The sequence below is a fragment of the Amycolatopsis sp. cmx-4-83 genome, assembly GCF_046548815.1.
In the GTDB taxonomy this organism is placed as follows: Bacteria; Actinomycetota; Actinomycetes; order Mycobacteriales; family Pseudonocardiaceae; genus Amycolatopsis; species Amycolatopsis pretoriensis_A.
In genome coordinates, this window is the sequence record NZ_JAEBEF010000005.1 from 449258 (window position 1) to 470798 (window position 21541).

The following is a 21541-nucleotide window of genomic DNA, read 5'->3' on the forward strand; positions in this document are numbered from 1 at the left end:
GTCAGGAAACCAAGGAGTTCAACTGCCGCCACAGCGCGTCCATCAGCTGCTCCCAGGAGGCGCCGTTTTCGCGGTAGGCCCCGGAAGTGGCGAGGTAGACGGCTTCGAGCAGCTTGTCGACCGGCAGCCCGCCGAACGCTTCGCTCCGCCTGACGAACTCTTCGATGATCCGCGACCGGTGGGCGTCGGCCGGGTCGAGCATGTGCGCGGCGACCATCGCGGCCAGCTGGTCGACGTCCGGGTCCTTGGTCTCGTAGCGCAGACAGCGCCGCAGGAACGCGGGCGGGAAGTCGCGTTCGCCGTTGCTGGTGATCACGACGATGGGGAACGCGTGGCACCGCACCTGTCCGCCGATGATCTCCGCCGTCGAATCGGGATCGGCCGTGAAGACCTCGACCACCGGTGTGCGCCGCGCCATCCGGACCAGCTCGGGGATTTCGAACTCGCCGTCCTCGAACAGGCTGAGCAGGTCGTTGGGCAATTCTTCTTCGGACTTGTCCAGTTCGTCGATGAGCAGCACCCGCGGCCGCCGTCGGGGCAGGAACGCGGTGCCCAGCGCACCGAGCCGCACGAAGTCGCCGATCGGCGGCTCCGCCACTTCTCCTGCCCCGCTGCCGGCTGCCGCCGACCGCGAGCCGGCGGCGTGCGCGCGACCGATGGCGTCGTAGCTGTACGTCCCCGTCTTCAGCGTGGTGTGCGAAGTGATCGGCCACTGCAGGACCCGGCCCAGCCCGAGTTCACGGGCGATCCGGAAGGCGAGGCTGGACTTCCCGCTGCCCGGCCGGCCGGTGACGAGGAGGGGACGGCGCAGGTAGAGCGCCGCGTTGACCATGTCGACTTCGTGGATGTCGGCCCGCGGCACCGATTCGGTGCTGGCGCCGCCGAGCCGCCGTTTCGTTTCCCGGTCGCCGGGTGGCGCCGGCACGTCGTCGAGCAACGGCCCGCCGTCGAACTCGCGCCACGGCGGCGGGGGCGGGAGCAGGTCCGCCCGCTCGGGTGCGGGGATCCCGGTGCCGCGGTAGACCCACCAGCCCGGCGGCCGTTCAGGATGCTCGTCCTCGTTCATCGGCGCTCCCGGGTGGCGAGCCCGGCCGGAACGGCGGGCTGTCGAGGAAAACCACGCGCGCCGGATCGTCCCAGAGGACGACCAGATTCCGGACGACGCTCAGGTCCGGCGGAATGGTCGTTTTCCGAAAAGCGGCGCACCGCGATTTCTGCACGCGAGCGGGAAGGTCGCCGAGAGCACCGCCTTCGACCAGCCACGTGACCACCTCTCGCAAGAGATCCAGCGACGCCTCGGGATGCCATAGTAGTGCGGGGAGCCCGGACCGCAATCCCGCCGCGAGTTCGTCTTCCCCCGGTCTCGGCCGCGATGCCGGCGCGGCCGCGAGAACCATGACCACCCATTGATCCTCACTGAGTATCGCGTCGAGCCGGTGCCGCTCACCGGTGTCTTCGGAAGTGCAGAAATACACCCGTTCAGCCGAAGGATCGGTCATCATCGCTTCCCACCGCAGCCGCCAGGCCCGGTGCCAATGCCGTGAACGCATCCGTTCCAGCGACCGCACGACAATCGGGTAATCGAGGAACAACGGCCGCGGATCGCCGGTTTCGTGTTCTTTGCACCAGAGGTGCACCGGCAGGTTAAGCAACGACCTCGGCAGGACGAACTCGAGGCGGACTTCGCCGCGGTACTCCGCCCACGCGTTTTCCGCTTCGACGACGAGCGTGTCGACGTGGCGCTCGAGCTGGTCCCCGGTCACCGTGTCGAGACCACCGCGGGCGGGCGGCCATTCTTCCGGATCGTCCTGGCGCCAGTAGGAAACCAGGTGGCGTCCCGGGTCGATGCCGTCGGGCTGGACGACGATCATCAGGTGCAGCCGCGACTCGGCGGGCGAATCCGGCTCCCGTTCCGCGCGCAACGCGGCCAATCCCGCTTCGGCCTGCAACCGCCGTGCCTGCACCGCATTCCAGTGCCGCAGTTCACCGGCGAGCCCGGGCGGGCTTTTCCCGGCCACGAATTCGACGAACGCGAGCGCGGGCGGCAAGCCGTCCGGCGGGGTGTTGAAGTCGGAAAGGGCGCAGAAAGCGTCCCAGGCGTCGCGGACGTCGATTGGGGGATCCGCCGGTCCGGCCGCTCGCCGGAGCAGCGCGCTCAGCCGGGGCGGGACGACGCCGAGCAATCGGGCGCGGAGCCACCACAGTTCCGGTTCCGGCAGCAAGTCGTGCATGCGCGGCTGGTCCACCAGCCGCCGCACCTGATCCGATTCGCGCGATTCCGGCCGCATCATCCGGACGGCGTCGGCGAGCGCGACCATTCCGCCATCCGCTTTCGCGCAGGCGTTGACGACTTCGATCAGGTGATCGCGTCCGGTCACCTGATCCGGGACCACCAACGGCGAACCGAGGTTGTCGTCGATCAGGTGCAGCAGCAACGCGCGGCCGGCGGGATCGACGGCCAAACCCGCTCCGGCGAGGACGTTGACGATCGCTTCCCGGACCGAGACCGTGGTGCCCGGCCGGTAGCGGAATTCGCGTCCGGGCCCGTAAACCCGTTCACCGGCCGACACGTGACGAACCACCTCCCCCGGCGTGCGCTCGGGACCGTGAGTTTACCGACCGGAACCCGGGGAAAAAGGGGCAAAAGCTGGACAAGCGTCAGCGCGGCCGGTGTTCCGGCCAATCGCCGATGATCGCGGCCAGCGCGGTGACCTGCGGGGATTCCGGCTCGATGGTCCGGACCGCGTCGAGCAGTTCCCCCAGGCCGCCGTCGAAACGCTGGCACGTGCGCGCCAGCGCGATGACGTGCAGGCGATCCTCGGCGTGGTACGGCACGACGTCGGCGATCTCCCGGCGGGGGAACAGTTCCAGCAGCAGCCGCCGGCTTTCCGGTTTGCGCACGCAGGGCACGGCGAGCAGCGCGTCGATCAACGCCGGGAAGGTCCCCCGGCCGGCCACCTTCGGCGCGGTCACCACCACGCCGTTCACGCGGCCGAACACGCGCAGCCACGCCCACGCGGGCCGTTCGCCGGACTTCACCTGCACCGGGATGCGGCGGAACGCTCCCGGGTCGGCGGCCGCGTCCTGGGCGACGACCTCCTCGTACAGCAGGTCCGAAGTGATCAGCACCAGGTCGGCCTTCGACTCCTTCTGCGCCGCCTTCGCTTCCGGGGCGTCGAGGATGCGGAACGTGAAGCTCGCCGCCTTGCTGACGCGGCCGTGGCTGCCCTCCGCCACTTCGCCCGCGTGCAGGGCGAGGCGCAACTGGACCTGGGCCTCCTCCGCGTGCACGTGGTTGTAGCGGCGCAGTTCGTCGCGCATCCGGGCCGGGAACTGGGCCACGAGGTCCGCCTTGGCGATGTCCGGGGGCAGCAGGATCATCGCGCCGTCGCCCGTGTTCTCCACGTAGCAGGAGTCCCAGGGGATGCCCGTTTCGGCGAACGTCGTGCGCAGGACCCGCCAGAGGCCCTCGTGGACTTCTCGCAGGTGGGCCAGGGTGCGGCTCGGGTTGTTGTACCCGGCGACGTCCACGGCCATGATCGTCCGGTGCAGCGCGGCCGCATAGGAATGCACGACCCACCTCCCCACGTCCCGCACCCAGTGTCCCAGACGTATGCACACTCGGCCATGTTCGCGCAGGGCGTTACCCCGAAACGCGCCGCTCGCGGGGGCCGGCCGTCCATAATTCGGCGTGCCAACGACACGCCTGCACCTGGTGAGCGCGGACGAGGACCACCGCGTCTCCACCATCGAGCTCTTCTTCGACCTGGTCTTCGTCTACGCCATCACCCAGACCACCCAGCTGATGGCCGACCACCTGAGCCCGGTGGGGGTCGGGCAGGGGCTGGCCATGCTCGCCGTCCTGTGGTGGTGCTGGTGCAGCTACGCCTGGCTCGGGAACACCATCCACGTCGACCACGGCATCGCGCGGCTCGCGATGTTCGGGGCGATGGCCGTGATGTTCCTCGTTTCCCTGACCATCCCCGAAGCGTTTGTCGACTTCCCCGGCGGCTTGTACGCGCCCGTGCTGTTCGTCGCCTGCTACGCGCTCGTGCGGCTGCTGCACCTCGTCGCCTACCTCGGCGCCGCGAAGCACGACCCCGGGTTGCGGAAGGTCCTGCTCAAGATGTTCGTCGGCCTGCTGCCCTCCGTCGGGCTGCTCGGCGTCGCCGCCTTCCTGAGCGGACCGTGGCAGCTGGGGCTGTGGGTCGCCGCGCTGCTGGCCGACTACCTCAACGTCTACCTCGCCGGGCCCGAAGGGTGGCGGCTGAACGCGCCCGCGCACTTCGCCGAGCGGTTCGGGCTGATCGTGATCATCGCGCTCGGGGAGTCGATCGTCGCGATCGGCATCGGGATCGGGTCGCTCCCGATGTCGTGGCTGGTCACCGGCGGCGCGGTGTGCGGGCTGGCGCTGGCCGCCGGGATGTGGTGGACGTACTTCGACGTCGTCGCGCGCGTGTCCGAGCACCGGCTCACCCAGGCCGAGGGCACCGAGCGCACGAAGCTCGCCACCGACTCCTACACGTTCCTGCACCTGCCGCTGATCGCCGGGATCGTGCTCGTTGCCCTCGGGCTGAAGAAGGCGTTCCTGTACATCGCCGACACCGAGCACCACTCGCCGGGCGAGGCGCTGCACGGGGTGCCGATCTGGACGCTGACCGGCGGGCTCGGGCTCTACCTGATCGCGCTGAGCGCGCTGCGCAAGCGCAACCTGGGCAGCTGGAACCACCAGCGGCTGGTCTTGGGGGTGCTGCTGGTCGCGGCGACGCCGCTGCTGGAGCACGTCCCGGCCGCGGTGCTGCTGCTGGTCGTCGCCGCGGTCGTGCTCGGGCTCATCGGGTTCGAGCGCCTGCGGTTCGCCGAGTGGCGCAAGCAGGTGCACGCCGAGCATTCACAGTAGCTCCGGGCCGACGACGGACAGCAGCCGCAGCTTCTCCGCGTCTTCGGTGCCGGGCGTGGCCGTGAAGACCAGCAGCAGCTGCGCGAGGTCGTCGGTGAAGAGCAGCTGGCAGTCGAGCGCGATCTCGCCGAGGCCCGGGTGCACGAGCGTCTTGCGGTGCTCGAACGGCACCGCGACTTCGTGCGCTTCCCAGAGCGTCGCGAAGTCCGCGCTCTTCGCCGCGAGCAGCCGCGCGAGGCCGGCGGCGCGCGGGTCGGTCGCGCTGGCCGCGCGCAGGCTCGCGACCAGGAACCGGCCGTGGCGCGCGCGGTCCGCCGGCGGGTAGAGCAGCTGCTCGGCCGGGTCGGTGAACCATCGATAACTCGCGCTGCGCGCGGGCCCGGTGTGGCCGGTCTCGTCGCCGAGCAGGGCCCGGGCCGGCGGGTTCTGCACGAGCGTTTCGCCGAGGTTCGACATCACCTGCGCGGGTGTGTCGTGCAGCCGGTCCAGCACGCGCATCAGCGCCGGGCTGACGTGGTCGGTGCGCGCCACGCGGCTCGGCGCGGTGTGCCCGGCCAGCCGGAACAGGTGGTCGCGCTCGTCGAGGGTCAGGCGCAGGCCGCGGGCGATCGCGGCGAGCATCTGCTCCGACGGCCGCGGCCCGCGCTGCTGCTCCAGCCGCGTGTAGTAGTCGGTGGACATCCCCGTGAGCGCCGCGACCTCCTCGCGGCGCAGCCCGCTGGTGCGGCGGCGCTGCCCGGGCGGCAGGCCGACGTCGTCCGGGCGCAGGGCCTCCCGGCGGCGGCGCAGGAAGTCGGCGAGGTCGGCGCGGTTCACGGTCCCGATTATCGACGCTTCGGACCCGCGTACCCAGGGATCGCCGGTCCCCCGATCGGCGCGCTCTGCCGCGCCCCCGCGCGCGCCGCGACGCTCAAGTCCATGAGCACTTACCTGATCACCGGCGCCAACGGCGGCCTCGGCGCCGCCACCGCCCGCGAACTCGCCGCCCGGGGTCACCGCGTCGTCCTCGCCGTGCGCGACCCCGCCCGCGTCACGCCGCCGCCGGGCGACACCGAAGTCCGGCGCCTCGACCTCGCCGACCTGACCTCGGTGCGGGAGTTCGCCGCCGGCTGGTCCGGCGGCCTCGACGTCCTGATCAACAACGCGGGCGTGATGGCGGTGCCGTACGCGAAGACCGCGGACGGTTTCGAGACGCACATGGCCGTCAACCACTTCGGCCCGTTCCTGCTGGCGGACCTGCTCCTGCCGCACGTCACCGGCCGGGTCGTCACCGTCTCGTCCGGGCTGGCGCGGACGGGACGGCTCCGTCTCGACGACCTGAACTGGGAGCGCCGCCGCTACTCCGCGCTGGGCGCCTACAGCCAGTCGAAACTGGCGAACCTGCTATTCACGCAGGAGCTGCAGCGGCGGCTGACGGCGTCCGGGAGCGCGGTCCGGGCCGTCGCCGCGCACCCCGGCGTCGCGCGCACCGGCCTCGATCGGCACTTCGACCGCCCCCTCGCCTTGCTGATGAAGGCGCTCTACCCGGTGATCGCGCAGAAGAAGCCCGAGTACGGCGCACTCCCCATCCTCTTCGCCGCGACCGAGGACGTCCCGGGAAATGCCTACGTCGGCCCAGGCGGCCGGAACGGCGAGCGGCCCCGGCTCGAACGGCGCACGGACCACGCCGGCGCGCGGGAGCTGTGGGAGATTTCAGCTCGCCTTACGGCGTAAGGTCACCCCCCGCACTGGCGCCGGAGCGGCTCCCGCGTTAACCTACTCGCGAGTAGGTAACGGATGGAGGGCCACATGGCTGCGCCAAGGAAACGGGACGCGATGGGCTGGGGCCTGTCCGCGCTGACCCGGCTGGCCGGGAGCAAGGTCGTCGACCGCGCGGGGCTGCGCAAGCCCCTCGAGGACCTGGTCACCGCGGGGACCCGCAACGGCTTCCGCGTCGCCGGCGCGGCGACCCGGTCGTTCAAGTCGGTGCAGAAGCTGGGCAAGCCCGCCCGGCTCGCGCCGTCCGCCGACACGGGGCTGTTCGACCTCACGCCGAGCGAGGACCAGCAGCTCATCGTCGAGACGGTGACGGAGTTCGCCGCCGAGCAGCTGCGGCCGGCCGCCGCGGACGCCGACGCGAAGCTCGAGGCACCCGAGGGACTCCTGAGCCGGGCCGCCGAGCTGGGCATCAGCCTGGTCGGCATCCCCGAGGAGCTCGGCGGTGTCGGCACCGAGCGCTCGGTGGTGACCAACGCGCTCGTCGCGGAAGCGCTCGCGCACGGCGACCTCGGCCTGGCCGTGGCCGTGCTCGCGCCGTCCGCGGTCAGCACCGCGCTGGTCAGCTGGGGTGACGAGCAGCAGCAGGCCGACTACCTGCCCGCGTTCGTCGGCGAGAACGTCCCCGCCGCGGCGCTGGCGCTGCAGGAGCAGAAGGCGCTGTACGACCCCTTCAAGCCCGCGACGAAGGCGCGTCGCACGCCCAAGGGTTACCAGCTCGACGGCGTGAAGACGCTGGTCCCGCGCGCGGCGCAGGCGGAGCTGTTCATCGTGTCGGCCGACCTCGAAGGCCGCGGCCCGGCGCTGTTCCTGGTCGAGTCGTCGACCGCCGGGGTCACCATCGAGGCCGAGCCGGCGATGGGCCTGCGCGGCGCCGCGACCGGCAAGCTGCACCTGGAGAAGGTGTCGCTGCCCGCGGGCGCGCTGCTCGGCGGCGGCAAGCTCGACGTCTTCACCGACCTCGTCCGGCTTTCGCGGCTGGGCTGGGCGGCGCTGGCCGCCGGCACCGCGAAGGCCGTCCTCGACTACGTCGTCCCCTACGTCAACGAGCGCGTGGCGTTCGGCGAGCCGATCAGCCACCGGCAGGCGGTCGCGTTCTCCGTCGCCGACATCGCGATCGAGCTGGAGGGCCTGCGGCTGGTGACGCTGCGCGCCGCGTCGCGGGCCGAGCAGGGCAAGTCCTACGCCCGCGAGGTCGCGCTGGCGCGGAAGCTGGCCGTGGACAAGGGCATGCAGATCGGCAACGCGGGCGTGCAGCTGCTCGGCGGGCACGGCTTCGTCAAGGAGCACCCGGTCGAGCGCTGGTACCGGGACCTGCGTGCCATCGGCGTCATGGAAGGCGCCGTCCTTCTCTAGGCTTTCGCGAAAGGCGTTAACGATGATCAACCTGGAAGCTCCCAAGAAGGCCGGCGCGCTGATCAACCAGGCGTACCAGGCCGCGGCCGAGGTGTTCCGGCCGATCTCGCGCAAGTACGACCGCGCGGAACACACGTACCCGGCCGAGCTCGACATGTTCGCGGCGCTGCTGGACGGGCTGAACTCGTCCGGCGAGGGCGGCGCGGGCGCGGCGGGCGTCCGGCGCTCCGGTCCCGAGAAGGAAAAGGGCAACCGCAACGGCGCCAACCTGAACGTCGTCCTCGGCACGATCGAGATGTGCTGGGGCGACGTCGGCCTGCTGCTGTCGATGCCCCGTCAGGGCCTCGGCAACGCGGCGATCGGCTCGGTCGCGACCGACGAACAGCTGGAGCGCTTCTCCGGCATGTGGGCGGCGATGGCGATCACCGAGCCCGCCTTCGGTTCGGACTCGGCGGCGGTCAGCACGACGGCCCGCCTCGACGGCGACCACTACGTCCTCAACGGCGAGAAGATCTTCGTGACGTCGGGCGAGCGCGCGGACGCGGTGGTCGTGTGGGCGACCCTGGACAAGTCCAAGGGCCGCGCGGCGATCAAGTCGTTCGTGGTGGAGAAGGGCACGCCGGGCTTCGAGGTGGTGCGCGTCGAGCACAAGCTCGGCATCCGCGCTTCCGACACGGCGGTGCTGCGCTTCGAAAACTGCCGCGTCCCGGCGGAAAACCTGCTGGGCACGCCGGAAATCGACACGGCCAAGGGTTTCGCGGGCGTCATGCAGACGTTCGACAACACGCGCCCCCTGGTGGCGGCCATGGCGATCGGCGTCGCGCGGGCCGCGCTGGAGGAGACGCGCGAGATCCTGACAGCCGCGGGCGTCACCATCGACTACGACCGCCCGGCGAACACCCAGCACGCGGCGGCGGCCGAATTCCTCCGCTTGGAAGCGGATTACGAGTCGGCGTACCTGCTGACGCTGGAATCCGCGTGGATGGCGGACAACCGGAAGCCGAACTCGCTGCAGGCGTCGATGGCCAAGGCGAAGGCCGGGCGTTCGGTGGTGGAGATCGCGCTGAAGTGCGTCGAGCTGACCGGGGCCTACAGCGAAGAGTCTTTGCTCGAAAAGTGGGCTCGGGACGCCAAAATCCTCGACATTTTCGAGGGGACGCAGCAGATTCAGCAGCTGATCGTGGCTCGCCGCGTCCTCGGCAAGTCCAGCGCCGAGCTGAAGTAGGTCGTCCGCGGCCGGCCTCCGGTACCCTCGGGTGCCGGAGGCCGATCGTGACCGAACACATCGAGACCACGCTCCTCGCCGCTGCCGTCGTGCACCGGCCCGGGGATGACACCCCCATCAAGTCGCCGCAGGAATGGGATGCCGAGGGCTGGGACGCCGATCGGCAGGGTCCGAAGGACCTCGACGAAGCCCGGACCGCGCTCGCCGAACGGATCGCCGATCCCCACGCGCCCGACACCGAAGCCGAAGCCGGCGTGTACGACGAGCCGGAGGGCTGAGCCGTGTACGTTCCCTGGCTCGTCGACGCCGCTCGCAGCACCGGGTACCCCGTGGTCGAAGTGCCCGGGTGGCAGACCCGCGGGCACGGCGGCATGCGCGTCGTCGAAGGCGTCGTGGGGCACCACACCGCCACCGCCGATTCCGCGCCCGGGGACTACCCCTCGCTCGACATCGTCACCAACGGGCGCGCCGACCTCGCCGGGCCGCTGTGCAACCTCGGGCTCGGGCGCAGCGGGACCATCTTCGTCGTCGCCGCCGGCGGCGCGTACCACGCCGGTGCGTCGCGGTGGCTCGGGTTCCTCGACGTCAACGACGAATTCCTCGGCATCGAAGCGGAGTCCGCGGGCGCCGGGGGCTGGACGGACGCGCAGCGGGACGCCTACCCGAAGCTCGTCGCCGCGCTGCTGCGGTACATGTCGCGCGGGGTCGAGCGGTACGCCGGGCACAAGGACGTCTGCCTGCCGGCCGGCCGCAAGATCGATCCCGTGGGCATCGACTCCGGGTGGCTGCGCGAGCGAGCCGCCAACCCGGCCGGCGCCGGGCCGCTGGGGGTGGAGGTCGAGCTCCTGGAACGCATCACCGTCACCCCGCCCGACGACGGCGAGCACACGGTCCGCGTCTTCCTGTCCGGCAGCGAGGGCGCGGCGATCGTGGTGCGTCCCCGGTTGAGCGGTGACGGTTCCGCGAAACCCTTGTGGGTACCGGCCATCTTCGCGTGGGGGTCTGATCGCGCGGGGGTCGGGCACAACCCCGGGGAGGTGCCGGGGTACGACGCGAAGCTGACGTCGCACCGGCGTTACGGCGTGCCGGGCGCGGTGTGGGCGGACGTGCGCTACAGCGCGGCGGAGCCGTTCGAGATCGACCTAGTCGGCTGAAGCCGCGGCTTGGTCGTCGAGGAACTCGTCCAGGTAGCGCCACGTCGTGCCGCGGGCCTTGCGGCCGGTCAGGACGCCGAGGTGGCCGCCCGGTGCGGTCTTGAAGCGGACCTCCGGGGCCTTGTCCAGCAGTTCCACCACCCGCTCGACCGACGGCCGCGGGGCGATCGTGTCGTTCTCGCCCGCCACCACCAGCGTCGGGACCCGCACCGACGACAGTGAAATGATCCGCCCGTTCAGGTCGACCTTGCCCTCGGCCAGGTCGTTCGTGCGGAACAGGCGGTGGTACAGCTGGCCGAACGTCCGCCCGGGGTAGGCGTACATGTTGCTCATGAAGTGGTCGACCGCCTCGATCTGGGCGAGGTAGTCGCGGTCGTCGAGGTTCTTCAAGATCGCGATCGGCTTCGTGATCTCCTTGCTGATGCCCGTCGCGCGGAACACGCGGCTGACCAAATAGGACGGTGCGCCGCCGAACGCGCGGTAGATCGGGGTCAGCAGGTGGCCGTTCGTCAGGTCGACCAGCGGGCGGAACGGGGCCACGATCGGGATCGCCGTGAAGTCGACCGGCGAACCGATCGCGGTGATCGACGCGATCGGGAGGTCCGGCTGGTCCGCGTTCACCAGCAGCGAGAAGATGCCGCCGAGCGACCACGACACCAGGTGCACGTCCTGGCCGCCCGCGTCCGCGCTCACCTTGCGGATCGCGCGCGGCAGGACCTCGTCGATCCAGTGCTCGATGCCCAGGCGCCGGTCCGAAAACGCGACCACGCCGTAGTCGACGAGGTAGGCGTTGCGGCCGCCCTCGACCAGGTGCTCGATGAGGCTGCAGCCGCGGCGCAGGTCGAAGCAGATGGCCGGCGCGGCCAGCGGCGGCACCAGCAGGACCGGCGGCCCGGACACCGGGCGGCTGCTGTGCGTCATCCGGTACAGCGAGCGGTTGGGACCCTGGTCGATCAGCACCCGCGGCATCGGGCGCAGGTCGGCGACCCCGCCGTGCAGCACCTTGCCGACCACGTTCGACGCCGCGGCGGCCAGTCGTGCGGGCGGTGAAACCATTTTCTCGAGCCTCCTGCGACGTCCCGGGCACTTCCGGTCAATCTTGCCCGGTCAGGCCGGTGGACTCAACAGCGCCCACGTCCAAATCGGACAGTCGCTAGGCCGTCCGAGTTACTCCGTGCCCGCCCCGGGCGCGCTCTCGGCGGCGCGCGCCTCGTACTCCGCGCGAGCCGGGGAATGGGCCGCTGAAGCCAAAAGCTGGTCGGCTTTCAACGCGCGGGCCAGCGCTTCGCCCGCCCGCCGCGGGAGCAGCCGGGTGAGCTTGCCCATAGTTCCCACGGATCGGGGCACGAACACCTCGAACCGCGGCTTGCGCAGCGTGGCCACGATGGCGTCGGCCACGTCTTCCGGGCGCGAAGACTTGAACAGCTTCGCCTCGCCGAGCCCGCTCGCGAGTTCGGTCCGGACGATCGCGGGCATCACGCACGAGATGCGCACGCCGGACCCGTGCAGCTCCAGGTGCACCGCTTCGGACAGCCCGACGACGGCGTGCTTCGTCGCGCAGTACGTCGCGGCGCCCGGAAAACCCGCTTTGCCCGCGAAGGAAGCGACGTTGACGATGTGCCCGGACCGGCGCGGCCGCATCCGCTTCATCGCTTCGCGGGTGCCGTGGATGACCGCGTGCAGGTTGATCTCCAGCTGACGCCGGGTCGTCGCGTCGCTCTCCTCTTCGAGGTGCGCCAGCGGCATGATCCCGGCATTGTTGATCAGCACGTCGATGCGGCCGTGGCGGCGTTCGACCTCGTCGAGGAACTCGGTGAACCCGGCGATGTCGGTGACGTCCAGCGGGAGCGCCTCGGCGTCCAGATTGGCGACTGTGTCTTTGGCCCGGACCTGGTCGAGGTCGCCGATCACCACCTTCGCGCCCAGCCGGGACAGCGCCGACGCGGTCGCCGCGCCGATCCCCTGCCCGCCGCCGGTGATGACGACGACCTTGCCCGCGAGCTCCTCGGCCATGGCGACCCCTTCGTCTGTTGGCACTTCGTCAACAGTGTCACCCCTGACCCGCGATCGCGCTACCCCACGCGCTGCTCGAGGACTTGCCCGACCCATTCCTCGACGTGGAACTGCACGGTGGGCACGAAGCCCTGGCTCTCGTAGTAGCGCTGCAGCTCACCGTCGCCGCCGGCCCAGCAGTCGACGCGCACGAGGTCGATCCGGCGTCGCCGCGCCTCGTCGAGCGCGTACTCGATCAGCCTCGCCCCGACGCCACGGCCGGTGAAGCGCCGGGACGTGATCAGCAGGCGGACGTAAAGTTCACGCTCGTCAACCGCCGGCACGTGCGGGTCGTGTTCCTCCGACACGATCAGCGCGCCCGCGGGCTCGCCGTCGACCACCGCGACGCGCAGGCCCGGGTCCGCGGCCATCCCCTTGACGCGTTCGACGCGCTTCGGGACCCGGCTCCACGGCTCGGTCCCCCACTGCTTCGAGCTGCCCCGCGCGACCAGCCATTCGACGGCTTCGTCGAAGAAACCCAGCAGGGTGTCGACGTCCCCGGAATCGCCCGATCGGATGACGGTGTTGTCCATGCCCTTGTTTACCGCACCGGGCGTACGCGCGGGCCGACTTCGGCGATCCACACCGCGTTCAACCGGCGGCTCGCTTCGTGTCATCCGAGCTTCAACGAGCGCTGATTGACTTCCTCCGTTCACGACCTCTCTCGCGACGAGGACAAATTGACACAGTCAGTGCCCGGCGGCGGCGATCCGCTGGCCGCGTTCACGGTCGAACTCGAGGAAATCCAGGCAAAAGCCGCGGCGGCGCAGGAAAAGCTGCGGTCCGCCACCGCCAGCGTGCAGTCGCCGGACGGCTCGGTGTCGGTGACGCTCGGCCCGAGCGGGGTCCTGCAGGACCTCCGGTTCGGCCCGCGTGCGTACGAGCGTCCGCCGCAGGCGCTGGCCGGTCTGGTGATGCAGCTGGTCGGCAAGGCGCAGCAGAAGGTCTCGGCCGAAGTCGCCGAAGCCTTCAGCGGCATGGTCGGCGAGAGCTCGGCCGCCCGCGAACTGCTCGACGAGTTCCTGCCCCCGCCCGAACCGGACGAGAGCACGCCGCCGCCGGGCAAGAGCGACGTGTTCATGCCGGAGCAGGAGGCGGAGGACCGCACGCCGCGCCCGCCCGCCCCGCCGCACCGCACGCCGCCGCCCCCGCCGCAAGCTCCGCCGCGTCGTCGCCCGCGGCCCGCGCCGGACGAGGACGACGGCGAAAGCAACCCCTGGTAGTACGGAGGAGAACCGGTGGTTTCCGGAGAAGGTTTCTCGGTCGACCCGGCCGAGCTGCAAAAGTTCAGCCAGTTCCTGTCGGGCACCACGCAGCCGGCGGTGCAGGACGCCGCGAACCGGATGCAGGCCGCCAACGGCTTCGACAACGCCGCGTTCGGCATCCTGCTCGCGCAGGTGCTCGCCGTGCCGTCGCGGGTCACGATGGCCGTGATCACGGGTGAGATCACCAAACTGGTGGGCGACATCGGCAAGTCCGCCGAGGACGTGAAGAAGGCCGGCGAAACCTACGCGACCCACGACTCGAACACGGCGCAGGGTTTGAGCACCTTCGAAACGGAGCTGGGCAAGTGACCGTCCCCATCACGTCGGCGAACTCCACCACGGGCGCCGGCGTCTTCGACAGCTGGAAGCAGGTCGGCGACTCGATCGGCAAGGTCCAGACCGAGCACGGCGGCGACCTCGCGGCCGTCAGCGTGGAGCTGGGCATCAACGTCATCAGCGCCGTGCTCGACACCGTCGCGTTCGCGATGGACCCGCTGGCGAAGCTGATCGCGGCGGGGCTCGGCTGGCTGATCGAGCACGTCTCGTTCCTGAAGTGGCCGCTGGACCAGGTCGCGGGCAACCCTTCGGAGGTCACGAAGGTCGCCAACGAGCTGCACAAGATCGGCGAGTCGCTGCGCAACACCGGCACCGAGCTGGACGAGACCCTCAAGTCGACGATCACCCAGTGGCAGGGCAAGGGCTACGACAGCTTCCTCAAGTCGATCAACGACCGGAAGGGCTGGATCGACGCCAACGCCAAGGCGGCCGACGTCGCCGGCTACATGGTCGAGACCACCGGGGCGCTGATCGGCGCGGTCCGCTCGCTGCTGCGCGACATCATCACGACGATCCTCGGCGACATCATCTCAACGATGCTGATCGCCCTCGCTCTCGCCATCCCGACGTTCGGCGCGTCGATCGCCGTCGGGGTGACCAAGTGCGTCGCGACGGTCTCGGTGCAGGTCGCGGCGATGATGGCGAAGCTCGCCAAGGTCGTGGCCTACGCCGGCCGCACCCTGGCACGGCTCACCGGGCTGTCGAAGCTGGTCAAGGGCAAGCCGGGTTCGTCGGGCGCGGGCCACGAGATGACGCCGATGCCGCCGCCGGGCACCGCGATCACCCACGACCGCCCTGGTGGCGGCGCCGCGCCCACCACCCGGCCGCCGGGCGACGGCACGACGCCGAACTTCTCGCGGCCGCTGCCCCCGCCGGGCACGGCGGTCACGCACGACGGCCCGCCCGGAGGCGGCGCGACGCCGAGCACCCGGCCCCCGGGCGACGGCACCACGCCGAACTTCTCGCGGCCGCTGCCGAAGCCGCCGGAGCCGGCTCCCGCGCCGAAGCCGCCGCCGCCGAAGTCGCACCTGAGCGACCACGACATCTCGACGATCAAGAAGCACGAGGACTGGCTCAAGACCAAGTTCGGCGACAGCTACAAGAAGATGAAGTTCGTCGACGACTGGCTCAAGGCCAAGGCACCGGACTACTACCCGATGCTGAAAGCCCTCTCCGACGCGAAGAGCTCGAAGAACTTCGTGGGCTGGGCGGGCAAGGACATCGTGCAGGTCGACCGCGGCCTCACCGACATCCAGATGCAGGCGGAAGCCGCCTGGGCCGAGGAAGACAAGAAGGAACAGCAGCAACAGCCGAAGTAGCGCCGGGCTTCACCAGCAAGTGCCGGAGTACTTCGCCCCGGCCCGGTACTGCCGCTCGAACGCTTCGACCGAGGCGCAGTAGCCGTCGAGAACTCGAGGGTTCACGATGGCTGCTGCGCCCTGCACCGGTGACCAGACGCCGGGGGCGACCTGGAGGGCTTCGGTCGCGCCGCCGGCGCGGTACTGGTCGCGCAAGCGAGCCGGGAGCGACCGCACGGGCACGACCTTCGGGAAGCCGTCCGGGAACGCCGTCGGCGTCGGGCTCGGTGTCGGCAAGGTGACCGTCGTGACCGGTGGCGAGGGCTCGTCGAACTCCGAGCCGTCGTCGGCCGGCGCCGCGGGCGTGCACGCCGCCACCAGGCACAACCCCGCCGCGATGACCGCGATCCGCTTCATCGAGCCCCCTCGTTCCCCGGGGACTTTCGCCGGTGGCGGCTCGCGCGTTACGTCAGGCGACGCCGAGGTGGCGCGAGATCAGCATCTTCTGGACCTCGCTCGTGCCCTCGCCGATCTCCAGGATCTTCGCGTCGCGGTAGAAGCGGCTGACCGGGAACTCGTTCATGAAGCCGTAGCCGCCGAAGATCTGCGTCGCGTCGCGCGCGTTGTCCATCGCCGCGTTCGACGCCACCAGCTTCGCGATCGAGGCTTCCTTCTTGAACGGCTCGCCGCGCAGCATCTTCGACGCCGCCTGGTAGTACGCCAGCCGGGCCGTGTGCGTGCGGACCTCCATGTCCGCGATCTTGAACTGGATCGCCTGGTACTCCCCGATCCGCCGGCCGAACGCCACGCGGTCCTTGACGTACTTCAGGCTCTCGTCCACGCAACCCTGCGCCAGCCCCACCGACAGCGCGGCGATCGCGACCCGGCCCTCGTCCAAAATGGACAGGAACTGCGCGTACCCGCGACCCCGCGTGCCGACCAGGTTCTCGACCGGGACGCGGACGTCCGAAAAGGACAGCTCGTGCGTGTCCGAGCAGTTCCAGCCGACCTTCGAGTACTTCGGCGCGACCTCGAAGCCCGGCGTGCCCGACGGGACGATGATCGCCGAGATCTCCTTGCGGCCGTTCTCCATCACGTCCGTCACCGCGGTGACGGTGACCAGGCGCGTGATGTCCGTGCCCGAGTTCGTGATGAACGCCTTGCTGCCGTTGATGACCCACTCGTCGCCGTCCATGGTGGCGCGGGTGCGGGTGGCACCCGCGTCCGAACCGCCGCCCGGCTCGGTCAGGCCGAAGCCCCCCAGGGCGGTACCCTCACAGAGCGAAGGGAGCCACTTCTCCTTCTGCTCCTGCGTCCCGAACCGGAAGATCGGCATCGCGCCGAGGGAAACCCCGGCCTCCAGCGTGATCGCGACCGACGAATCGACCCTGGCCAGTTCCTCCAAAGCCAGGCAGAGCGCGAAGTAGTCGCCGCCCATCCCGCCGAACTCCTCGGGGAACGGCAGGCCGAACAGGCCCATCTCGGCCATCTTCGCGACGATCGCGTACGGGAACTCTTCCTTCTCGTACAGCTCGCCGATGACCGGCGCGACCTCGGCGTGCGCGAAGTCCTCGACGGTCTTGCGGAGGGCCTCGTACTCCTCGTCCAGGCGGAAGTCGATCACTGCTGCTCCTCTTGGGGCGTTACGACGGCAAGGGTTTCGTCCAGCGCGACCTGTTGGCCCACCCGGACGGGGAGTTCGCTGACCACGCCGTCGACCGGCGCGGTGACGGTGTGCTCCATCTTCATGGCTTCGACCACCAGCAACGGCGTCCCGGCCTTGACGACGTCGCCCGCCGCCACCTTCACGACGAGCACGGTGCCCGGCATCGGACTGGTGACCGGCCCGGCCCCGGCGGCCTCGCCGCGCGACGACAGCACGAACCCCTGCTCCCCGAAGGGGAAACTCCGGCCGTCCCGGGCCAGCCAGACCGTCCGGTCCGGGCCGCAGGCGTGGCGGTAGCGGTGGAACCCGCCGGCGTGCCGGATCTCCAGGACATCGCCGTCGCGCCGGGCCGAGACGCGCACCGGGTCGGTGTCGTCCACGACGACGGTCGCGTCGGACGGCGTCCCCTGCACCCGGACCACCGCGCGGGCCGCGCCGGACTTCAGCCGGAACGTGACCCCGCCGGAGCCGCCCATCCGCCAGCCGTCCGGCACGTCCCACGGGTCCACCACGGATCCGGACGGCTGCAGCTCCAGGAACCGGTCGAGCGCGGCCGCGACGAAGAACTCCGCCGGCACGTCGGAAGAGACCAAAGTGGACAGCCGCCGGTCGACCAGCTCGGTGTCGAGCTTGCCCGCGCGGACATCGGCGTCGGCCAAGAGCCCGCGCAGGAACGCCGTGTTCGTGCCGACGCCCAGCAGCGCCGTGTCCGCCAGCGCCAGGTCGAGCCGGTGCAGCGCCGCCGCGCGGTCCGGGCCCCACGCGATGACCTTGGCCAGCATCGGGTCGTAGTTCGAGCCGATCACCGCGCCGCGCGTCATCCACGAGTCGACGCGGACGCCGTCGCCGGCCGGCTCGTGCACCGCCAGCACCGTGCCGCCGGTCGGGATGAACCCCCGTGCCGGGTCTTCGGCGTACACGCGCGCTTCGACGGCGTGTCCGGTGAGGACGACGTCTTCCTGCTTCACGGTCAGGTGTTCCCCGGCCGCGACCCGGACCTGCCACTCGACCAGGTCGAGGCCGGTGACCAGCTCGGTGACCGGGTGCTCCACCTGGAGCCGGGTGTTCATCTCCATGAAGAAGAACTCGTCGGGGTTGTGCGCCGACATGATGAACTCGACCGTGCCGGCCCCGACGTACCCGACCGAGCGCGCGGCTTCGGCCGCCGCCGAGCCCATCTTTTCGCGGGTCGCGGGATCCAGCAGCACCGACGGCGCTTCCTCGATGATCTTCTGGTGCCGCCGCTGCAGGCTGCACTCGCGCTCGCCGAGGTGGATGACGTGGCCGTGCTCGTCGGCCAGCACCTGGATCTCGATGTGCCGCGGCGTCGTGACGAACCGCTCCATCAGCAGCGTGTCGTCGCCGAACGAACCCTTGGCCTCGCGCCGCGCGGACTCGATCGCCGCGTCCAGCTCGTCGGCGGCGTGCACCAGCCGCATGCCCTTGCCGCCACCGCCCGCGGACGGCTTGAGCAGCAGCGGGTAGCCCACCTCCGCCGCGGCTTCCGCGAAACCGCCGGGCGGGATGTCGACGTCGGACGCGCCGGGCACGACCGGCACGCCGGCCTTCGACACGGTCGCCTTCGCGCGGATCTTGTCGCCCATCGCGTCGATCGCCGCGACCGGCGGGCCGATGAACACGAGACCGGCCGCCTCGCAGGCCCGCGCGAACTCGGCGTTCTCCGCGAGGAAGCCGTACCCCGGGTGCACGGCCTGCGCGCCCGAGGACACCGCGGCGTCGACGATGGCCGGGATGGACAGGTAGCTCTTCGCGGCTTCCGCCGGCCCGATGCGGACGGCGGTGTGCGCCTCGCGGACGTGCCGGGCCTCGGCGTCGGCGTCGCTGTACACCGCGACCGCGCGGATGCCGAGCGCCCGCAGCGTGCGGATGACCCGGACGGCGATCTCGCCGCGGTTCGCGACCAGTACTGAGTCGAACATGATCACATCCGGAAGACGCCGTAGTTGACATCGGACAGGGGCGCGTTCGCCGCGGTCGAGAGGGCGAGGCCGAGCACCGTGCGGGTGTCCGCCGGGTCGATCACGCCGTCGTCCCACAGCCGCGCGGTGGAGTAGTACGGGCTGCCCTGGGCTTCGTACTGCTCGCGGATCGGGTCCTTGAACGCCTCTTCGTCCTCGGTGGACCACTCGCCGCCGCGGGCTTCGATCGAGTCGCGGCGGACCGTCGAGAGCACCGACGCCGCCTGCTCGCCGCCCATCACCGAGATCCGCGCGTTCGGCCACATCCACAGGAAGCGCGGCGAGTACGCCCGGCCGCACATCGAGTAGTTCCCGGCGCCGAACGAGCCGCCGATAACGACCGTTAACTTCGGCACGCGCGCGCAGGCCACCGCGGTGACCATCTTCGCGCCGTGCTTCGCGATGCCGCCGGCTTCGTACGCGCGCCCGACCATGAACCCGGTGATGTTCTGCAGGAACAGCAGCGGGATCGAGCGCTTGTCGCACAGCTCGATGAAGTGCGCGCCCTTCATCGCGGACTCGGCGAACAGCACACCGTTGTTCGCGATGATGCCCACCGGGTGGCCGTGGATCCGGGCGAAGCCGGTGACCAGCGTGGCGCCGTACTCCTTCTTGAACTCACCGAACCGGCTGCCGTCGACGATCCGCGCGATCACCTCCCTTACGTCGTAAGGTGTGCGCGGGTCGGTCGGGACGACGCCGTACAGCTCCGCGGGGTCGACGGCCGGCGCTTCGGTCGGCAGCACGTCCCACGGGCGCGGCGCGCGCGGCCCGAGCGTGGACACGATGGACCGGACGATCCGCAGCGCGTGCGCGTCGTCGTCGGCCAGGTGGTCGGTGACGCCGGACTGGCGCGAGTGGACGTCGCCGCCGCCGAGCTCCTCGGCCGTGACGACCTCGCCGGTCGCGGCCTTCACCAGCGGCGGGCCGCCGAGGAAGATCGTGCCCTGGTTCCGGACGATCACGGCCTCGTCGCTCATCGCCGGGACGTACGCGCCGCCCGCCGTGCACGAGCCGAGCACCGCGGCGATCTGCGGGATGCCGCGCGCGGACATCGTCGCCTGGTTGTAGAAGATGCGGCCGAAGTGTTCACGATCCGGGAAGACCTCGTCCTGCCGGGGCAGGAACGCGCCGCCGGAGTCCACCAGGTAGACGCACGGCAGGTTGTTGTGGAGGGCGACCTCCTGCGCGCGCAGGTGCTTCTTCACCGTCATCGGGTAGTACGTGCCGCCCTTGACGGTGGCGTCGTTCGCGACGACCACGCACTCGCGCCCCGAGACGCGCCCGACCCCGGTGATGATCCCGGCGGACGGCGCTTCGTCGTCGTACAGTCCGTTCGCGGCCAGCGGCGACAGTTCCAGGAACGGCGAACCCGGGTCCAGCAGCGTGTCGACGCGGTCGCGCGGGAGCAGCTTGCCGCGCTCGACGTGCCGGGTGCGCGCCTTCTCGGGCCCGCCCAGCCGGGCGCTCCCCAAACGTTTGCGGAGGTCCTCGACCAGCTCCGCGTGCGACGTCGCGTTGCGGGTGTAGGCCTCGCTGTCCGGGGCTGCAGACGTCCCCAGTGCCGGCGTGTCCATGGGCTCCCTCGAAGTTAGCGGTCGTTAACCTCCGCTCCGATGTTAGCGACCGCTAACGTGGGTTGTCCAGTCGCCGGAATGCCGTGAAGGCCACCTCGAGGAAGCGGGGGCTTCCTCGAGGTGGCCTTCACGAACTCGCGGGGAAGATCAGCCGATCGCGGCGCGCAGCGGCGTGTAGTAGCCGCCGGACTGCCCGGCCACGGTCGGGTGGTACGACTCGATCACCGGCCAGGTCAGGCTGTGCAGGTAGTCGTCGGCCGAGGAGCAGATGTTGTGCCCGACGAACGACGAGCGGACGTCGACGAAGGTCGCGCCCGCCGAAGCCGCGCGCGACTGGATCACCGACGCCAGCGTGTCGGCGCCGGAGTTGATCGCCGAGCGCTTGGTGTCGCTCAGCCCCACCCAGCAGGAGCCGGGCACGGTGTAGAAGCGCGGGTAGGACAGGACGACGAGCTTGGCGCCCGGCGCCTTGGCCTTGATCGCGTTGTAGGTGTTCGTCAGCAGCGGCGGCAGCGTGTTGTTGACGTAGGTCTTCGCCGTGTTGACCCGGTTGGTGCAGTCCGAGTCGCTGCCGAGCGTGCAGGTCTGGATCACGTCGCTGAAGCCGGCGTCGTTGCCGCCCACGGTGACGGTGACCAGGGTCGCGTTGGACGGGATGGAGTTCGCCTGGCTGATGACGTCACCCGTGCGGGCGCCGGAGCAGGCCAGGAACGTGAACGAGGTGCCGCTGTGGGCGTTGGCCCAGAGCTGCGGGTACGCCTTCGAGCTGCGGTAGCAGCTGCCGGAACTGCCGTAGCTGCCGGCTCCGACCCCCGAGGAGTAGGAGTCGCCGACCGCGGCGTAAACGGTCCCGGCGGCCTGGGCGAGGCCCGTCACACCGAGAGAAGCGAGGACGACGGCCCCCAGGGCCGTGCTCAACCGTAGGAAGAATCGACGTGACTTGCGGGCGGGAACAGCCATGGGGTCACTCCTTTGTGA

General features: G+C 70.6%; 21 protein-coding genes. 9 read left to right on the forward strand and 12 right to left on the reverse strand.

Features of this window, described 5'->3' with window-relative positions:
- Position 1 precedes the first annotated feature (1 nt).
- The 3 genes from ACLJQM_RS17910 to ACLJQM_RS17920 all read right to left on the reverse strand — a co-directional run bounded on the left by ACLJQM_RS17910 (position 2) and on the right by ACLJQM_RS17920 (position 3573).
- Positions 2-1066, reverse strand: coding sequence for an AAA family ATPase (locus tag ACLJQM_RS17910; RefSeq protein WP_247018970.1), 1065 nt, complete (start codon positions 1064-1066; stop codon positions 2-4).
- Positions 1044-2570 carry an effector-associated domain 2-containing protein gene (locus ACLJQM_RS17915; protein WP_410632071.1) on the reverse strand — a complete coding sequence of 509 codons (1527 nt, stop codon included), beginning with the start codon at positions 2568-2570 and terminating at the stop codon, positions 1044-1046. The genes ACLJQM_RS17910 and ACLJQM_RS17915 overlap by 23 nt, the downstream gene beginning before the upstream one ends.
- 88 nt (positions 2571-2658) lie before the next feature.
- The gene (locus ACLJQM_RS17920) at positions 2659-3573 is read right to left on the reverse strand and encodes an effector-associated domain 2-containing protein (protein WP_410632072.1); all 915 of its coding nucleotides are present in this window, start codon (positions 3571-3573) and stop codon (positions 2659-2661) included.
- Between the two features lie 118 nt (positions 3574-3691).
- Here ACLJQM_RS17920 and ACLJQM_RS17925 point away from each other — a divergent pair, with 118 nt between their 5' ends.
- Positions 3692-4900, forward strand: a complete 1209-nt coding sequence (locus ACLJQM_RS17925) for a low temperature requirement protein A (RefSeq protein WP_360765244.1) — start codon at positions 3692-3694, stop codon at positions 4898-4900.
- Here ACLJQM_RS17925 and ACLJQM_RS17930 read toward each other — a convergent pair.
- Complete coding sequence (locus ACLJQM_RS17930) at positions 4892-5716, reverse strand: helix-turn-helix transcriptional regulator (RefSeq protein ID WP_360765241.1); 825 nt, start codon at positions 5714-5716, stop codon at positions 4892-4894. The two genes, ACLJQM_RS17925 and ACLJQM_RS17930, sit on opposite strands and share 9 nt — an antisense overlap.
- A 102-nt stretch (positions 5717-5818) precedes the next feature.
- Here ACLJQM_RS17930 and ACLJQM_RS17935 point away from each other — a divergent pair, with 102 nt between their 5' ends.
- From ACLJQM_RS17935 to ACLJQM_RS17955, 5 genes are all read left to right on the forward strand, one after another.
- Positions 5819-6613: an SDR family NAD(P)-dependent oxidoreductase gene (locus tag ACLJQM_RS17935; RefSeq protein WP_410632073.1), complete on the forward strand. Its 795-nt coding sequence runs from the start codon at positions 5819-5821 to the stop codon at positions 6611-6613.
- 102 nt (positions 6614-6715) lie between these two features.
- Positions 6716-8011 carry an acyl-CoA dehydrogenase family protein gene (locus ACLJQM_RS17940; protein ID WP_360766188.1) on the forward strand — a complete coding sequence of 432 codons (1296 nt, stop codon included), beginning with the start codon at positions 6716-6718 and terminating at the stop codon, positions 8009-8011.
- A gap of 22 nt (positions 8012-8033) precedes the next feature.
- Positions 8034-9236, forward strand: coding sequence for an acyl-CoA dehydrogenase family protein (locus ACLJQM_RS17945; RefSeq protein WP_247018960.1), 1203 nt, complete (start codon positions 8034-8036; stop codon positions 9234-9236).
- 47 nt (positions 9237-9283) lie between these two features.
- Positions 9284-9514: a hypothetical protein gene (locus ACLJQM_RS17950; protein ID WP_410632074.1), complete on the forward strand. Its 231-nt coding sequence runs from the start codon at positions 9284-9286 to the stop codon at positions 9512-9514.
- Positions 9515-9517: 3 nt separating this feature from the next.
- Entirely contained in the window at positions 9518-10390 is an 873-nt protein-coding gene (locus ACLJQM_RS17955) for an N-acetylmuramoyl-L-alanine amidase (protein WP_410632075.1), read from the forward strand.
- Here ACLJQM_RS17955 and ACLJQM_RS17960 read toward each other — a convergent pair.
- From ACLJQM_RS17960 to ACLJQM_RS17970, 3 genes are all read right to left on the reverse strand, one after another.
- On the reverse strand, positions 10379-11446 hold the full coding sequence (locus ACLJQM_RS17960) for an alpha/beta fold hydrolase (protein ID WP_360765199.1): 1068 nt from the start codon (positions 11444-11446) through the stop codon (positions 10379-10381). The genes ACLJQM_RS17955 and ACLJQM_RS17960 overlap by 12 nt on opposite strands.
- Positions 11447-11557: 111 nt before the next feature.
- On the reverse strand, positions 11558-12403 hold the full coding sequence (locus tag ACLJQM_RS17965) for an SDR family oxidoreductase (protein WP_410632076.1): 846 nt from the start codon (positions 12401-12403) through the stop codon (positions 11558-11560).
- Between the two features lie 59 nt (positions 12404-12462).
- Positions 12463-12975, reverse strand: coding sequence for a GNAT family N-acetyltransferase (locus ACLJQM_RS17970; protein ID WP_410632077.1), 513 nt, complete (start codon positions 12973-12975; stop codon positions 12463-12465).
- A gap of 147 nt (positions 12976-13122) precedes the next feature.
- Between ACLJQM_RS17970 and ACLJQM_RS17975 the strand changes: the two genes are divergently transcribed.
- Genes ACLJQM_RS17975 through ACLJQM_RS17985 form a run of 3 tightly spaced genes read left to right on the forward strand, consistent with a single transcriptional unit; the run spans position 13123 to position 15362 of the window.
- Positions 13123-13665 (forward strand): YbaB/EbfC family nucleoid-associated protein, encoded by a 543-nt coding sequence (locus tag ACLJQM_RS17975; protein ID WP_410632078.1) that lies wholly within the window; start codon positions 13123-13125, stop codon positions 13663-13665.
- Between the two features lie 15 nt (positions 13666-13680).
- Positions 13681-14016 (forward strand): hypothetical protein, encoded by a 336-nt coding sequence (locus ACLJQM_RS17980; RefSeq protein ID WP_360765188.1) that lies wholly within the window; start codon positions 13681-13683, stop codon positions 14014-14016.
- Entirely contained in the window at positions 14013-15362 is a 1350-nt protein-coding gene (locus ACLJQM_RS17985; RefSeq protein ID WP_410632079.1) for a hypothetical protein, read from the forward strand. Before ACLJQM_RS17980 ends, ACLJQM_RS17985 begins: the two co-directional genes overlap by 4 nt.
- A 9-nt stretch (positions 15363-15371) precedes the next feature.
- Here ACLJQM_RS17985 and ACLJQM_RS17990 read toward each other — a convergent pair whose 3' ends face one another.
- The 5 genes from ACLJQM_RS17990 to ACLJQM_RS18010 all read right to left on the reverse strand — a co-directional run bounded on the left by ACLJQM_RS17990 (position 15372) and on the right by ACLJQM_RS18010 (position 21523).
- Positions 15372-15758, reverse strand: coding sequence for a hypothetical protein (locus ACLJQM_RS17990; protein ID WP_410632080.1), 387 nt, complete (start codon positions 15756-15758; stop codon positions 15372-15374).
- Between the two features lie 52 nt (positions 15759-15810).
- Entirely contained in the window at positions 15811-16965 is a 1155-nt protein-coding gene (locus tag ACLJQM_RS17995; RefSeq protein WP_360765180.1) for an acyl-CoA dehydrogenase family protein, read from the reverse strand.
- Positions 16962-18947 (reverse strand): acetyl/propionyl/methylcrotonyl-CoA carboxylase subunit alpha, encoded by a 1986-nt coding sequence (locus ACLJQM_RS18000; RefSeq protein ID WP_410632081.1) that lies wholly within the window; start codon positions 18945-18947, stop codon positions 16962-16964. Before ACLJQM_RS18000 ends, ACLJQM_RS17995 begins: the two co-directional genes overlap by 4 nt.
- A gap of 2 nt (positions 18948-18949) precedes the next feature.
- Positions 18950-20563 (reverse strand): carboxyl transferase domain-containing protein, encoded by a 1614-nt coding sequence (locus tag ACLJQM_RS18005; protein WP_410632082.1) that lies wholly within the window; start codon positions 20561-20563, stop codon positions 18950-18952.
- Between the two features lie 147 nt (positions 20564-20710).
- Positions 20711-21523 carry an SGNH/GDSL hydrolase family protein gene (locus ACLJQM_RS18010; RefSeq protein ID WP_360765171.1) on the reverse strand — a complete coding sequence of 271 codons (813 nt, stop codon included), beginning with the start codon at positions 21521-21523 and terminating at the stop codon, positions 20711-20713.
- Positions 21524-21541 lie beyond the last annotated feature (18 nt).